Source organism: Gallibacterium genomosp. 1, from assembly GCF_000771875.1.
Taxonomy (GTDB): Bacteria; Pseudomonadota; Gammaproteobacteria; order Enterobacterales; family Pasteurellaceae; genus Gallibacterium.
Genome location: NZ_JPXX01000008.1, coordinates 54,462 through 69,858 on the forward strand (window position 1 = coordinate 54,462; position 15,397 = coordinate 69,858).

The 15,397-nt window shown below is 38.0% G+C and carries 12 protein-coding genes; 8 read left to right on the forward strand and 4 right to left on the reverse strand.

Annotation, left to right across the window (positions count from 1 at the left end; genetic code table 11):
• Positions 1–6 precede the first annotated feature (6 nt).
• On the forward strand, positions 7–1,839 hold the full coding sequence (gene glmS / locus JP36_RS02965; protein WP_039171792.1) for a glutamine--fructose-6-phosphate transaminase (isomerizing): 1,833 nt from the start codon (positions 7–9) through the stop codon (positions 1,837–1,839).
• 85 nt (positions 1,840–1,924) lie between these two features.
• On the opposite strand, the gene dapB is transcribed toward glmS, so the two are convergent.
• From dapB to JP36_RS02985, 4 genes are read right to left on the reverse strand one after another with little or no spacing between them, the layout of a single operon-like run.
• On the reverse strand, positions 1,925–2,737 hold the full coding sequence (dapB, locus tag JP36_RS02970) for a 4-hydroxy-tetrahydrodipicolinate reductase (RefSeq protein WP_039171795.1): 813 nt from the start codon (positions 2,735–2,737) through the stop codon (positions 1,925–1,927).
• An 11-nt stretch (positions 2,738–2,748) separates the two neighbouring features.
• Positions 2,749–3,840 (reverse strand): 23S rRNA (cytidine(2498)-2'-O)-methyltransferase RlmM, encoded by a 1,092-nt coding sequence (rlmM, locus tag JP36_RS02975; protein WP_039171798.1) that lies wholly within the window; start codon positions 3,838–3,840, stop codon positions 2,749–2,751.
• A 27-nt stretch (positions 3,841–3,867) separates the two neighbouring features.
• Positions 3,868–4,263, reverse strand: a complete 396-nt coding sequence (locus JP36_RS02980; protein ID WP_039171799.1) for a DUF423 domain-containing protein — start codon at positions 4,261–4,263, stop codon at positions 3,868–3,870.
• Entirely contained in the window at positions 4,263–5,150 is an 888-nt protein-coding gene (locus tag JP36_RS02985) for a transcriptional regulator GcvA (protein ID WP_039171802.1), read from the reverse strand. The genes JP36_RS02980 and JP36_RS02985 overlap by 1 nt, the downstream gene beginning before the upstream one ends.
• 538 nt (positions 5,151–5,688) lie before the next feature.
• On the opposite strand from JP36_RS02985, the gene argG reads away from it, so the two are divergent.
• From argG to purH, 7 genes are all read left to right on the forward strand, one after another.
• Positions 5,689–7,020 carry an argininosuccinate synthase gene (gene argG / locus JP36_RS02990; RefSeq protein ID WP_039134568.1) on the forward strand — a complete coding sequence of 444 codons (1,332 nt, stop codon included), beginning with the start codon at positions 5,689–5,691 and terminating at the stop codon, positions 7,018–7,020.
• A 145-nt stretch (positions 7,021–7,165) separates the two neighbouring features.
• Positions 7,166–8,614 carry a replicative DNA helicase gene (gene dnaB / locus JP36_RS02995; protein WP_039134566.1) on the forward strand — a complete coding sequence of 483 codons (1,449 nt, stop codon included), beginning with the start codon at positions 7,166–7,168 and terminating at the stop codon, positions 8,612–8,614.
• A 12-nt stretch (positions 8,615–8,626) separates the two neighbouring features.
• Positions 8,627–9,700, forward strand: coding sequence for an alanine racemase (alr, locus tag JP36_RS03000; RefSeq protein ID WP_018346843.1), 1,074 nt, complete (start codon positions 8,627–8,629; stop codon positions 9,698–9,700).
• Between the two features lie 23 nt (positions 9,701–9,723).
• Positions 9,724–11,370, forward strand: a complete 1,647-nt coding sequence (gene pgi / locus JP36_RS03005; protein ID WP_039171804.1) for a glucose-6-phosphate isomerase — start codon at positions 9,724–9,726, stop codon at positions 11,368–11,370.
• Between the two features lie 129 nt (positions 11,371–11,499).
• A complete protein-coding gene (locus tag JP36_RS03010; RefSeq protein ID WP_039171806.1) occupies positions 11,500–13,116 on the forward strand; it encodes a phosphoethanolamine transferase in 1,617 nt (538 codons plus the stop codon).
• A 127-nt stretch (positions 13,117–13,243) separates the two neighbouring features.
• Positions 13,244–13,642, forward strand: coding sequence for a YhcB family protein (locus tag JP36_RS03015; protein ID WP_039171809.1), 399 nt, complete (start codon positions 13,244–13,246; stop codon positions 13,640–13,642).
• 142 nt (positions 13,643–13,784) lie between these two features.
• Positions 13,785–15,386 carry a bifunctional phosphoribosylaminoimidazolecarboxamide formyltransferase/IMP cyclohydrolase gene (gene purH / locus JP36_RS03020; protein WP_039171812.1) on the forward strand — a complete coding sequence of 534 codons (1,602 nt, stop codon included), beginning with the start codon at positions 13,785–13,787 and terminating at the stop codon, positions 15,384–15,386.
• Positions 15,387–15,397: the final 11 nt, after the last annotated feature.

Here is a 15,397-nt window from a genome sequence, read left to right on the forward strand (position 1 = left end):
AAAATTATGTGTGGAATTGTTGGTGCTGTAGCACAACGTGATGTTGCTGAAATATTAATTCAGGGTTTACATCGTTTAGAATATCGTGGTTATGACTCAGCAGGTGTTGCTGTAGTAGACAGTAATCATAACTTACAGCGTGTTCGTCGTGTCGGTAAAGTGAAAGCATTAGATGAAGCGGTAGAAAAACAGCCGTTAATCGGAGGTACAGGAATTGCACACACACGTTGGGCAACGCACGGTGAACCGTCAGAAACCAATGCACATCCGCATATGTCGGGTGATATTGCGGTAGTTCATAACGGCATTATTGAAAATTATCAGGAGCTTAAAGCAGAGTTACAACAACGCGGTTATCAATTTGTTTCTCAAACTGATACTGAAGTGATTTCTCATTTGGTGCATTGGGAGTTTGAACATTGTCACGACTTATTAAAGGCAGTGCAACAAGCGGTGACACAATTAACAGGAGCTTATGGGATGGTTGTGATGCATCGTCAACAACCGGAACATTTAATTGCAGCGCGTTCTGGCAGCCCATTGGTTATCGGTTATGGTGTTGGAGAAAACTTTCTCGCTTCTGACCAGTTAGCGTTATTGAACGTGACTCGCCGTTTCAGTTTCTTGGAAGAGGGGGATGTGGCGGAAATTACGCGCCGTAGTGTGACCATTTATAATCGTTTAGGTGAAAAAGTGGAGCGTCCGATTTCAGAATCAAATTTAGAACAGGATGCCGCTGATAAAGGGCAATTCCGCCACTTTATGCAGAAAGAGATTTTTGAACAACCGACCGCGATTATTAATACGTTGGAAGGTCGTATTGCGCACGACAGCGTGATTATCGAAAGTATCGGTAACAAAGCAAAATCTATTTTGGAAAATGTAAAACACGTTCAAATTGTGGCGTGTGGAACTTCTTACAATTCAGGGATGGTGGCGCGTTACTGGTTTGAGGCATTAGCAGGCGTAAGTTGTGATGTAGAAATCGCTTCAGAATTTCGTTATCGCAAATTTGTTACTCGTCCGAACAGCCTGTTATTAACGCTTTCTCAATCCGGTGAAACCGCTGATACTTTGGCTGCATTACGTTTAGCGAAAGAAAAAGGTTATATGGCAGCAATGACCATTTGTAATGTTGCCGGCTCTTCTTTGGTGCGTGAATCAGATTTAGCCTTTATGACGCGTGCTGGTGTAGAAATTGGAGTTGCTTCAACCAAAGCTTTTACTACACAATTGGTATCAATGTTGATGCTAGTAGTAGCTATCGGTAAATTGAATGGCAGTATTTCTCCTGAAAAAGAGAAAGAGATTGTTCAAGCTTTGCATACTGTGCCTACTGATATTGAAAAAGCGTTAGTATTTGATAAACAGATTGAAAAATTGGCAGAGGATTTTGCTGAAAAACATAATGCGTTGTTTTTAGGGCGTGGTGAATTTTATCCAATTGCAATGGAAGCAGCGTTGAAATTAAAAGAAATTTCTTATATTCACGCTGAAGCTTATGCTGCAGGGGAGTTAAAACACGGCCCGTTGGCATTGATTGATGCCGATATGCCGGTGATTGTGGTTGCACCGAACAACGATTTATTGGAAAAAGTGAAATCCAATATCGAAGAAGTGCGCGCCAGAGGCGGTCAATTATATGTGTTTGCTGATGCGGAAGCCGGTTTCCAAGACAGCGATAATATGAAAATTATTACAATGCCGAAAGTGAATGAAATCACCGCGCCGATTTATTACACCGTGCCGATGCAGTTGCTCTCCTATTATGTGGCGATTATTAAAGGTACGGATGTTGACCAACCTAGAAATTTAGCGAAAGCGGTAACGGTTGAGTAAGTTAAAAGCAAATTGGAGCAAAATAAGAATGGTGAATAGCGTTTGCTTTTCACCATTTTTTATTTCAAGATTTGGGTTTCGTAGATTAAAGGTTATTCAAATCAAGTACATCGGTCATATCGAATAGACCTTTATCGTGATTAGCCAACCATTTTGCAGCACGTACCGCACCGTTAGCAAAAGTCATCCGACTGGAAGCTTTATGTGCAATTTCGACACGTTCACCTTCATCGGCAAACCAAACAGTATGTTCCCCCACAACATCGCCAGCACGAATAGTGGCAAAACCGATTTGATCCTGTTTACGTTCGTCGGTAATTCCTTCACGAGCATAAACAGCATGATCTTTTAAGTTTTTTCCCATTGCTTTGGCAATGTGTTCACCCATAGATAACGCTGTACCGGAAGGTGCATCCACTTTATGGCGGTGGTGGGCTTCAATAATTTCAATATCACAATAATCGCCCATCACTTTAGCTGCTTTTTCCAACAGTTTGAACACAAGGTTTACGCCGACACTGTAATTTGAAGCAAAGACAATGCCGATTTTTTCGGCAGCGTGTTTAATTGCCTGTTTTCCCTGTTCATCAAAACCAGTAGTACCAATGACCATTTTTTTATTATTGGCACTACAGAATTCTAAATGCGCCAATGTTCCTTCCGGACGAGTAAAATCAATTAAAAGATCAAAAGTATCTGCTTGTTGTGCCAAATTATCGGAAATGGTAATACCGTTATGACCAATGCCAGCAAGCTCTCCAGCATCACTGCCAACCAAGCTTGAATCTTTTCTTTCAAATGCAGCAGTAAGTTGCACTCCATCTGCTTTGGCTATTGCTTGAATTAATTGGCGACCCATTCGACCGCCGGCGCCAACAACGGCAATTCTTAAATTCATAAATTCCTCAATTAATTATTTGTTAAATAGATATGTACTGAGATCTCTTCACGATCGTGATATAGGTGTTTTGCTTGAAGTTTGTAATCCAGTCCTTCATCTAGCAATTTTTGTTCAATTAGGAAGATACATTTCTGCACCTCTTCATAGCGTTTTTTCATCGGCAATTTGAGATTAAAAATGGTTTCACTGCACCAGCCTTTAATTAACCATTTAGCGATAAGATCCGCAATACGAATCGGTTGTTCAACCATATCGCAAACTAACCAATTAATATGATGATCAGCAGGAGGTTCAAATTTGAATCCATCTTCTGAGCAATGCTCAACACGACCACTTTCCATTAAATGTTCATCAATCTTACCGTGATCAACTGCATAGACAAAGAGTCCACGGCGCACAAGCTGATAGGTCCATCCACCCGGACAAGCACCCAAATCGACTGCATAGTGATGATCTGTTAGACGTTCCGATTGCTCCTTCGGAGAGAGGAATGTCTTAATTGCTTCTTCCAATTTTAAGGTAGAACGACTAGGTGCAGAATGTGGGAAGCGTAAGCGTTTAATACCCATAAAATCAGGAGAGTGGTTGTTGTTATAAGAGTAACCGAGATAACAATTTTCTGAATCCGTAAAGAAGAGATGAAGCGTAATATTTTCCCAACGTTTGGTGGTGTCGATATTGAAATAGCCTAGTGTTTTCATTTTTTGTCGTAGCGGTACGGTAAATTTGCGGCAGAATGTGAGCAATTCTTTTGCTTTATTGGTGTCCGCTGTTTCCACCCAAAGATCAGTAAATTGTTCCAATTTCAACGAAGATTCTTTCAATGTTTTGATAATCGGTGTGATTCGATCTGAATTTTCTGTGAAATTCAATTTTTGAATAGCAGCAAACCATTGACGACAGAAAATCATAGAATGGAATGGAATTTCTCTTATTAATGTTTGTGCATCTTCTTTGTTATTACACTCAAAGATAACAAAGGCACTTTTATCTTCTGTTTTAGCAAATCCATAAATACCCAAATTAGCCGCTTTATCAGTGATTTCCGCAGCCAATTCTTTTTCAAAACCGGCACGACAATAGAGTATGATTTGATTCATAGCACTTTCCTGTAAGTTAGAACGATGTTATTTACTAAAAGGATAACGTATCCCAGTATAGATTAAATTACCCCATCCCAATAAAAAGCAGAGACCGCCGAATGGCGTAAGATGCGCTAAACTTTTATTACCAGTAATAGCTAAACAATATAAGCTAAAACAGAATAATACAATACCACAAAGCCAACAATAACCGCTAAAAGCAATTTTTTTGGTTAATTTTTTATCATTAAGAGGTAGTAATGAGAATATGGTAACACCGAATAAAGCGAGTGTATGAAAAACTTGGTAATCCCATCCTATTTCTACCCACAGTAATGCTTGTTCGGAGAGTTGTGTACTTAGTATGTGAGACGAAAATGCACCAAAGGCAACACAAAAAAAGCCATTTAGTGCGGTGAAGATTAAAAAACGTTTAAACATTATTTTTCTTGCTCCATTACTGAAATCAACCAATCACGGAATGCCTTTACTTTATCATCATTTTCACGATCCGGGTGATAAACAACATAAAATGATTTCGGATCTTGGAGTTGTAGCTGCAATACTTCATGCAGGTTGCCCTGCTGAATTCCCTGTTCTGCTAATAATTCATTAGCTAAAACAATACCCTGTCCGTGAATGGCGGCCTGTAACGCCATAAATGTGTGGCTGAACACCGGATTATGCTGCAATTCAATATTTTCTAATTTCAATGTTTTCAATGCCATCTGCCAATTATCTCGGTTATGTACGTGTAATAAAGTGTGTTGTCGCAGATCTTCAGCCTGATTAATCGGATGAGAATGGAGCAGATCTGGCGAGGCGAGAATCAGTAATCTAGCCTCTTTCAATCGTTTAACGATTAAACTGTGCCAATCACCTTTACCATAATAAACAGCAATATCAATTTCTTGAGTCAATAAGCCCTCATCTTGATCAACGCCATTAATGCGTACATCAATATCGGGATAAAGTTGATTAAATTTGCTAAGTCTAGGAACCAACCATTGCATACCAAATGTTTGAGGAATATTGATCGAAATCACGTTTTGCTCTTTATTTCTTGTAAGGCGTTCGGTTGCATCCATTAATTTTTTTAATATATTAGCAACATCAAAAAAATAAATTTTGCCTGCTTCTGTAAGTTCAAGTGTGCGATTTTTGCGCAAAAAAAGAGCAGTACCTAAAAAATCTTCTAAAATTTTTATTTGGTGACTAATGGCGGCTTGAGTAACAAATAGCTCTTCTGCAGCTTTGGTGAAACTTAAATGTCTAGCAGCGGCATCAAAGGCTTTCAGGGCATTTAAGGGAGGCAAACGTTTAACCATAATTTCCAATCCATTATAAAAATTTTTCGTTAGTATTTATTTTATTTGTTATTAGTTTTTTTTATGCTAAAGATAAAAAAAAATTGTTTGTCTATTGTTAGGTTGACCCCTAGAATGGCGTCATACTTAATGATTGGTCATTCCTTACTAGTTAATGAGTTTCAGATTCTTAAGTATGATGTTGTGTTTGCATATTAGTCTAGATTTTCTAGACTGAGTAACTGAGAAGTTACTCATTTCACTTCCTGTATATTTTTATAAACTCTATTTAGTTTATATGCCACTTAATCTTTTAAGTGGCATTTTTTTCGTTCGGATTTTAGCATAGCCGGATCATCTTCTCTATAATGTTTTTCTTGAATCGCACGGCTTTCGTTTAAAAAGATATTTTTATGCAAATAAATGAATTTTTATGCATATTTACTGCATTTTTATTTTTAAATTTTATAGACAGTTGTCTGATTTTAGGGAATAATACCGACTCGGTAAATGTTCGTTTTATCACACTATCAAACACATCTCATTAATAGGAATTAATATGTCAACAACAATTCTCGAATCACTTCCAGTAGGTCAAAAGGTTGGTATTGCTTTCTCTGGCGGATTAGATACTAGCGCAGCATTGCTTTGGATGCGTCAAAAAGGTGCGGTTCCTTATGCTTATACCGCAAATTTAGGACAACCTGATGAAGATGACTACGATGCTATTCCGCGTAAAGCGAAAGAATATGGTGCAGAAAATGCCCGTTTAATTGACTGTCGTAGCCAATTGGCAAATGAAGGTATTGCGGCAATTCAGTGCGGCGCATTCCATATCAGTACCGGTGGCGTGACCTATTTCAATACTACTCCGCTTGGACGTGCGGTAACAGGTACAATGTTAGTTACTGCAATGAAAGAGGATGATGTCAATATTTGGGGTGACGGCAGTACCTTTAAAGGCAATGACATTGAACGTTTCTACCGTTATGGTTTATTGACTAATCCAAAATTGAAAATTTATAAACCGTGGTTAGATCAACAATTTATTAATGAACTTGGCGGTCGTCACGAGATGTCCGAATTCTTAATTGCAAATGGCTTTAATTATAAAATGTCGGTAGAAAAAGCTTACTCTACTGATTCAAATATGCTTGGGGCAACTCACGAAGCAAAAGATCTGGAGTTTTTAAACAGTGGAATTCGTATCGTAAATCCTATTATGGGTGTTGCTTTCTGGAAAGATGACGTGGCAATTAAAGCGGAAGAAGTTACTATTCGTTTTGAAGAGGGGATTCCGGTAGCGTTAAACGGCAAAACTTTTGCTAATGCAGTTGATCTTTTCTTAGAAGCGAATCGTATCGGTGGACGCCACGGCTTAGGAATGTCGGATCAAATTGAAAACCGTATTATCGAAGCGAAAAGTCGCGGTATTTATGAAGCACCGGGAATGGCATTGTTGCATATCGCTTATGAACGTTTGGTCACAGGAATCCATAATGAAGATACTATTGAACAATATCGTATCAATGGTTTACGTTTAGGTCGCTTGCTTTATCAAGGTCGTTGGTTCGATCCGCAAGCATTAATGTTGCGAGAAACTGCACAGCGTTGGGTGGCCCGTGCTATTACCGGTGAGGTAACACTTGAATTACGTCGCGGTAATGATTATTCAATCCTTAACACTGAATCACCAAATTTAACTTATCAGCCGGAACGCTTAAGTATGGAAAAAATTGAAAATGCACCGTTTGATCCGAAAGACCGTATTGGGCAATTAACAATGCGTAATTTGGATATTACCGATACTCGTGACAAGCTAGGCATTTACACCGAAACAGGTTTGTTATTGAACAATTCTGCATTTCCTCAATTAGGTAAAAAAGAGTAATTTTTTAATCCCTACCAATCGCTAAAAATCGTTAAGGTTTTTAGCGATTTATTTCTTTAATCACGCTTTTGCGCTATTTTTGATCCACGTTTTATCGTTATTTTTGCTATACTTCTGCGCTTAGTACAGTTAAATGGTGAATAGTATGGCGTGGACTCCGACTCGAACATCTCAGCTTAAAAACTCAACGACAACATTGGCAAAAAATAACAAAGATTTAGAACAATTTACGCCACCACACTCATTGGAAGCGGAACAGTCAGTGTTAGGAGCACTATTGTTGGATAACTCTTTATGGGACAGTGTTGCTGAAGCCGTGATAGCACAAGATTTTTACACTTATGCTCATCGTATTATTTTCCAAGAGATTGAAGCCTTATTAAGTTACGGCAAACCAGCAGATTTAATTACTTTAGAGCAGTCATTAAATAGTAAAGATTTAAGTGATTCAGTCGGTGGTTTTTCCTATTTGGTTGAGTTATCGCAGAAGACTCCGAATAGCGCTAATGCCTTAGCATATGCCAATATTATTCGAGAAAAAGCGATTTTGCGTGAGTTAATTGCTGCTAGCAATACCATATCTGAAAACTGTTATTCCACTAATGGGCAGGCTGTGAAAGATATTTTAGACACTGCTGAAAGTAAAATTTTGCAGATTTCTGAACAACGAATGGTAGGCACAGAAAGTGGACCGCAAAATGTGAATAAAATTCTTAAAGATACGGTCAATAAAATTGAGCTGTTGGCACAAAATCCGAATGGCGGTGTGACCGGAATTTCCACTGGCTTTACCGATTTGGATAAAAAAACGGCAGGTTTGCAACCAGGTGATTTGATTATTGTGGCTGCACGACCTTCAATGGGGAAAACTACCTTTGCAATGAATTTGTGTGAAAATGCAGCATTACCAGCAGATCAGGATAAAGCGGTGTTGATTTTTAGCTTAGAAATGCCGGCGGAACAATTAATGATGAGGATGTTGGCTTCATTGGCAAGAGTGGATCAAACCAAATTGCGTACTGGTCAGATCGAATTTGATGGTGCGGAAGGTGATGCGTTGGCAAGCTGTATCGGGATGCTTAAACAAAAACAGAATATTTATATTGATGATACTTCCGGTTTGACCCCGACAGAATTACGTTCGCGTGCCAGACGTATTCATCGAGAAAGTCCGAACGGTTTGGCATTAATTATGGTCGATTATTTGCAGTTAATGCGAGTGCCAGGTTATGCTGAAAACAGAACATTAGAAATTGCAGAAATTTCACGTTCATTAAAGGCATTGGCTAAAGAGTTGAAAGTGCCAGTGATCGCACTGTCACAGCTAAACCGAAGTTTGGAACAACGTGCCGATAAACGTCCGGTCAATTCGGATTTGCGTGAATCAGGTGCGATTGAGCAGGATGCGGACTTGATTATGTTTATTTATCGAGATGAGGTTTATAATCCTAATTCTGAATTTAAAGGTACGGCAGAGATTATTATCGGTAAACAGCGTAATGGGCCGATTGGTAGTGTTCGTTTGGCTTTCCAAGGTAATTTCTCTAAATTTACCAATCTTCAATATGATTCAGGATATGAAGATCATTATTAATAAGGCAGTTATATGAAAGCAGCAACGGCAAAGATTAGCTCTCTTGCCCTTAAACATAATATAGAAAAAATTCATTCGCTTGCGCCGAACAGTAAAATTATTGCGGTGGTGAAAGCGAATGCTTACGGACACGGTGTTGAGTTTGTTTCTCAGACTGTACAAGACAATGTAGATTGTTTCGGTGTCGCTCGCTTAGGTGAAGCGTTGCGTTTGCGCTCCAATGGAATTACCAAGCCTATCTTGTTATTAGAAGGCTTTTTTTCCGCCTCCGATTTGCCGATTTTGTCGGTTAATAATTTGGAAACAGTGGTACATTGTGATGAGCAGTTGGAAGCATTATTAGCGGCTAAATTACCGAATCCGATCAATGTTTGGATTAAAATTGATACCGGAATGCATCGTTTAGGGGTGCAGTTGGATGAAGTCGATCGTTATTATCAAGCGTTATCCGCTTCGCAAAATGTTAATCAAATCCGCTTTATCAGCCATTTCAGTCGTGCCGATGAGTTGGACAGCGATTACACCTTAAAACAGCTGGATCGTTTCCTAACCGCTTGCGCCGGTAAAGTGGGAGAAAAAAGTATTGCCGCGTCAGGTGGTATCTTGTTCTGGAAAGATTCCCATCTGGATTGGATTCGTCCGGGCATTATTATGTACGGCATTTCCGCCAATAACACACCGAGCAGTGCTTATGATTTAATTCCGGTGATGACGTTAACCTCATCATTGATTGCAGTGCGTAATCATAAAAAAGGCGAGCCGGTCGGCTATGGCGGTCGTTGGGTAAGCGAAAAAGATACTAAAATCGGCGTGGTGGCAATCGGTTATGGTGACGGTTACCCACGTGATGTGCCAACAGGAACACCTGTTTATATTAACGGCAGACGCGTGCCTATCGTTGGCAAAGTTTCAATGGATATGTTAACGGTTGATCTCGGTGCGGACGCACAGGACAAGGTCGGAGATGAAGTGATTTTATGGGGTAAAGAATTGCCGATAGAAGAAATAGCTGAAATTATTGGCGTAATCAGTTATGAATTAGTAACGAAACTTACTCCGCGAGTATTAGTAGAATATATTGATTAATTTTTAATTAAGGGAAATTATGTATGAAAAATATTAATCCAACTTCAACAAAAGCGTGGCAAGCATTGTTGCAACATCAAAAAGCACAAAAAGATGTCACTATTCAACAATTGTTTGCACAGCAACCGGATCGTTTTGATCGTTATTCATTAAAATTCAATGATGATATTTTAGTCGATTTTTCTAAGAACCGTTTCACTGATGAAACTTTAACTTTATTGCGCCAACTTATTGATGAAACTGCTGTTAAAGAGGCGATTGAAAGTATGTTCAGCGGTGAAAAGATCAACCGTACTGAAAATCGTGCGGTGTTGCATACTGCATTGCGTAACCGTAGCAATACCCCGGTTTACGTGGATGGCAAAGATGTGATGCCGGAGGTGAATGCGGTATTGGCAAAAATGAAATCTTTCTGTGAACGTGTTATTTCCGGAGAATGGAGAGGTTATAGCGGTAAAGCGATCACTGATGTGATTAATATCGGGATCGGCGGCTCAGATTTAGGGCCTTATATGGTTACTGAAGCGTTAAGACCATATAAAAATCACCTTACAATGCACTTTGTTTCCAATGTTGACGGCACTCATATTGCTGAAACATTGAAGAAAGTTGATCCGGAAACCACGCTAGTGTTGGTGGCATCAAAAACCTTTACCACACAGGAAACAATGACCAACGCACATTCGGCGCGTGAATGGTTTTTGGCAAAAGCGAAAGATGAAGCGCATATCGCAAAACATTTCGCAGCATTATCGACCAATGCAAAAGCGGTAGCGGAATTTGGTATTGATATTGAAAATATGTTTGAGTTTTGGGACTGGGTCGGCGGACGTTATTCTCTTTGGTCTGCAATTGGTTTATCCATCGCACTTTCTATTGGCTTTGATAATTTTGAAGCATTATTAAGTGGCGCACACGAAATGGATAAACATTTCAGAAATACAGCAGTAGAAAAAAATATCCCGATGACATTGGCATTAATCGGTTTATGGAATACTAATTTCTTAGGGGCGCAGACAGAGGCAATTTTGCCATATGATCAATATATGCACCGTTTTGCTGCTTATTTCCAACAAGGTAATATGGAATCCAACGGTAAATATGTCGATCGCAACGGAAATCCGGTTGATTATCAAACCGGTCCAATTATTTGGGGTGAACCGGGTACCAACGGACAACACGCGTTTTATCAATTAATTCATCAAGGAACAACCTTGATTCCTTGTGATTTTATTGCACCGGCAAAAACACATAATCCGTTAGGCGATCATCACCTTAAACTGCTTTCTAACTTCTTTGCACAAACCGAAGCATTGGCTTTTGGTAAAACAAAAGAAGAAGTGGAAGCGGAATTTGTTAAAGCTGGTAAAAACCTTGCTGATGTGCAGCACATTGTGCCGTTTAAAGTCTTTACCGGCAACAAACCGACAAACTCTATTTTGGTGAGTGAAATTACACCATTTACATTAGGTGCATTGATTGCGATGTATGAACATAAAATCTTTGTGCAAGGTGTTATCTTCAATATCTTCACTTTTGACCAATGGGGTGTGGAATTAGGTAAACAGTTGGCAAACCGTATTCTTCCGGAATTGGTGGGAGATGAAAAAGTTACTTCTCACGACAGTTCAACCAACGGCTTAATTAATCAATACAAAGCGTGGCGTTAATGTAGTGAGATAGATTGAAGATTCGGAACAGGCTTCGTCAATTTGGCGAAGCTTTTTTTGTTTCTATTAACAGTCGTTTCTGATACACTTCGGCAATTTATAATAAAGCTTAGAATGAGCCGGGCTAATATGAACTTATCTGTTAAGAACAATTTAAAAAATTTTTTATTAATTGGAATATATAGTGTTATTTTACTTTTTAGCGAAATTTTATATAGAAAGATATTTTCTATTCCCTCATTAACACGCTATTTTGAAAGTTATATTATTATATTTATTTTAGTATCTCTATTTTTCTTTTCTAAATATAGAATAACAAAGTTCTTAATCGCTTTTTTCTATTTTTTATGTGTTGTTGTTAATAATGTCCATTTTCAAATATATCAAAGTTGGATCAATGGAACTAATTATTTTTTAATGCTAAAAGAACTTTCTGAAGTCACTCATGCAGGTATGGGGATGTATGAGAAATGGTTTGGAAGTATGATCTGGGGAGTGGTTGATGTTTCTATATTTATCTCAATTTCCTATTTTAGAAAGAATAAGAGTAAATATGCAATTACCGATATTTTATTTTTGTTATCGATGATTTATATTTTTATTCGTTCTTTCTATACTAGTCAGGAACTGGGGATTTCTCCAAGCTCTAATTATTCAAGGATTAAAGCAAATTACTTTTCATTTGGCTATTTTATAGGTAGGGTATTACCGTATAATGTTCTTAAATTATCAGATATTCCGGAATATATTTACCCACAACCACCTATTAGCACAGAACCTAAAATTAAAAATATTGTTTTTATTATGGGAGAAAGTGAAGCCGCTTCTCACCTCTCTTATTTTGGTTATGATAGGGATACCACGCCATTTTTGAAAGAGTTGTCAAAACAACATCCAGATGCGGTTATTATGAAAACTTATTCAGCTGCATTTATGACAGCAGTTTCATTGCCAATATTATTTAATGCAATTCCTCATCCAAACGGAATGAATCAAATTATGAGAGGAGATACCAATTTATTTAATTTAGCCAAACAACAAAATTATCAAACTTATTTTTATTCTAGTCAGCCTGAGAATCAGATGATGATTATGAATTTAATTGGCAGAAAATGGATTGATATATTACGTTTCCCTACAGATGAAGGTTATAAAATCTCTGAATTAATGCCTGATAAAAATTTATTACCTCATTTATTTTCCTTAAATTTAGATAAAGGTAATAATTTTGTAGTATTACACCAGCGAGGTTCTCACAGTGTATACGGTGAAGCATTAACAGAAGATGAAAAAATATTTAAGGGAAAAACTCAGTTAGATGAGTATGATAATACAATTTTTAATACTGATAAAATTATTCAACAAACATATCATTATTTAAGTCAACGTGAAAAAGATGATTGGATATTAATTTATACTTCCGATCATGGACAAAATGTTACATCAAAAATACAAAATCAAGGAACACAAGCGACAGATAATTATGTTGTTCCATTGGTGATTTATTCTCCAAATAGAGAGATACAACAAAAGGTAAAAACAGTTTTCCAAAAATGTGAAATTGCTTTCCATCAACAGTTAGCTACCTTATTGATAGATTTGATGGGATATGATATGCCGATAGCCGGTTGTTCTTATGGCACAGTGACCGGAAACTTTATCACTGGGGATGTGGGGTATTTAAATATTAATGCGGATGGTCGTTCAGAGTATGTTTATCCTAAGCGAGGAGGGATTAAAAATTAAGCAATTCTTCTTTTTTAACAAAATTTTGTGAACTACAACAAATAATTGAAGATTGCTACAAGACAAATTATGTCGAAGACATTATGATTAGGGAATTGTTAATCATTGCTGCTATTAAGGAGTTTGTATGCAAAATTGGAGTGAAGAAATGTGGCATATTTTGTTGATTGGTTTGATTGCCGGCTTTTTTATTGGCTATTTAGTGGCTCGTTTTACTAACGGTAGTGTACGAAAACAAAAACAAGTTGAGCAACAGCTGCAACAAGCTAAAGAAACAATTTCTGAACAAAAACAGCAACTTGAGCAGCATTTCACTGAAGCATCTGATTTAATGAAAACTTTAGCTCAAGACTACCACAAGTTGTATCAACATTTTGCTTCGACTTCTACCACTTTATTGCCAAATTTAGATAAGGCAGTATTTACAGCGATTGAAGACGATTCTTCAGCAAAAACGCTCAATATCAAGCAACAACCGAAAGATTACTCTGAAGGTTCATCTGGTCTTTTTAAGCAAGAAAGTTAAATTTTTGCTTTAGTCATTTTAAAGTTTAGGTTTGCTTTTTTTAAGGAAAACCTAAACTTTTAATTTATAAAAGCAAACGTTTGCTTTATACTTATGCCCTCAAAATTTCTCATCTTTTTAATCACTAACAAAGGAAAAAATGATGCAATTACAACGTCCTATTCAACGTGCGTTAATTAGTGTTTCGGATAAAACCGGTATTGTCGAATTTGCTAAAGGTTTGATTGATCGTGGCGTACAAATTTTATCAACAGGCGGTACAGCAAAATTATTAGAAAAAAACGGTTTGACAGTGACGGAAGTTTCTGATTATACACAGTTTCCTGAAATGATGGATGGACGTGTTAAAACGTTACATCCAAAGGTTCACGGCGGTATTTTAGGGCGTCGCGGCATTGATGATGAAGTAATGTCGCAACATCAAATTGATCCGATTGATATGGTGGTGGTTAATTTATATCCGTTTGCTCAAACTGTCGCCAGAGCGGAATGCACTTTAGAATTAGCAGTAGAAAATATTGATATTGGTGGGCCGACAATGGTGCGTTCTGCTGCGAAAAATCATAAAGATGTGGCGATTGTTGTGAATAATCAAGATTTTTCTGCAATTTTGGCGGAAATGGATCAAAATCAAAATAGTTTAACGTTTGAAACTCGTTTTGATTTAGCGATTAAAGCATTTGAACATACCGCACAATATGATGCGATGATTGCAAATTATTTTGGTCGTTTAGTCAAACCTTACCAAGCTGCAGATGAACAGGAATTAGCAGAACCTTGTGGGCAGTTCCCTCGCACATTAAATCTTAACTTTATTCGTAAGCAAACAATGCGCTACGGCGAAAACTCGCATCAAAACGCCGCTTTTTATGTGGAAAAAGAGTTGAAAGAGGCAAGTGTTTCGACAGCAACGCAATTACAAGGAAAAGCGCTTTCTTATAATAATATTGCAGATACTGATGCGGCATTGGAATGTGTAAAAGAGTTTTCAGAACCAGCCTGTGTTATTGTAAAACACGCTAATCCATGTGGCGTGGCTTTAGGCAAAGATTTATTAGAAGCCTATAATCGTGCGTATCAAACCGATCCAACTTCTGCTTTTGGAGGCATTATTGCATTTAATCGCGAGTTAGATGCAGAAACTGCGAAAGCGATTATTGATCGTCAATTTGTAGAAGTTATTATTGCGCCGATTATTTCTGCTACAGCAAAAGAAGTGCTTAAATCGAAGAAAAATGTTCGTGTTTTAGAATGTGGGGAATGGCAGCAACGTCAGCCACGTTTAGATTTTAAACGTGTAAATGGTGGTTTATTAGTTCAAGAAGCTGATCTGGGTATGGTTGAGTTAGCTGATTTGAAAGTTGTAAGTAAACGTCAACCAACACCACAAGAATTGCAAGATCTCTTATTCTGCTGGAAAGTAGCTAAATATGTGAAATCAAATGCGATTGTTTATGCGAAGAATAATCAAACAATCGGGATTGGTGCCGGTCAGATGAGCCGTGTCTATTCAGCGAAAATTGCCGGTATTAAAGCCGAAGATGAAGGGTTGGAAGTGAAAGGCACAGTAATGGCTTCTGATGCGTTCTTCCCATTCCGTGATGGCATCGATGCGGCAGCGAAAGTAGGTGTGACTTGTGTTATTCATCCGGGCGGTTCAATCCGTGATCAGGAAGTCATTGATGCAGCGGATGAACACAATATGGTGATGGTGTTAACCGGTATGCGTCATTTCAGACACTAATTCGGAGGGAG

Bases quoted from the DNA above. Each gene is read 5' to 3' on its own strand.
- JP36_RS02980 (WP_039171799.1), bottom strand. From the start codon at position 4,263: ATGTTTAAACGTTTTTTAATCTTCACCGCACTAAATGGCTTTTTTTGT.
- glmS (WP_039171792.1), top strand. From the start codon at position 7: ATGTGTGGAATTGTTGGTGCTGTAGCACAACGTGATGTTGCTGAAATA.
- dnaB (WP_039134566.1), top strand. From the start codon at position 7,166: ATGGCGTGGACTCCGACTCGAACATCTCAGCTTAAAAACTCAACGACA.
- pgi (WP_039171804.1), top strand. From the start codon at position 9,724: ATGAAAAATATTAATCCAACTTCAACAAAAGCGTGGCAAGCATTGTTG.
- JP36_RS03010 (WP_039171806.1), top strand. From the start codon at position 11,500: ATGAACTTATCTGTTAAGAACAATTTAAAAAATTTTTTATTAATTGGA.
- JP36_RS02985 (WP_039171802.1), bottom strand. From the start codon at position 5,150: ATGGTTAAACGTTTGCCTCCCTTAAATGCCCTGAAAGCCTTTGATGCC.
- JP36_RS03015 (WP_039171809.1), top strand. From the start codon at position 13,244: ATGCAAAATTGGAGTGAAGAAATGTGGCATATTTTGTTGATTGGTTTG.
- rlmM (WP_039171798.1), bottom strand. From the start codon at position 3,840: ATGAATCAAATCATACTCTATTGTCGTGCCGGTTTTGAAAAAGAATTG.
- purH (WP_039171812.1), top strand. From the start codon at position 13,785: ATGCAATTACAACGTCCTATTCAACGTGCGTTAATTAGTGTTTCGGAT.
- alr (WP_018346843.1), top strand. From the start codon at position 8,627: ATGAAAGCAGCAACGGCAAAGATTAGCTCTCTTGCCCTTAAACATAAT.
- argG (WP_039134568.1), top strand. From the start codon at position 5,689: ATGTCAACAACAATTCTCGAATCACTTCCAGTAGGTCAAAAGGTTGGT.
- dapB (WP_039171795.1), bottom strand. From the start codon at position 2,737: ATGAATTTAAGAATTGCCGTTGTTGGCGCCGGCGGTCGAATGGGTCGC.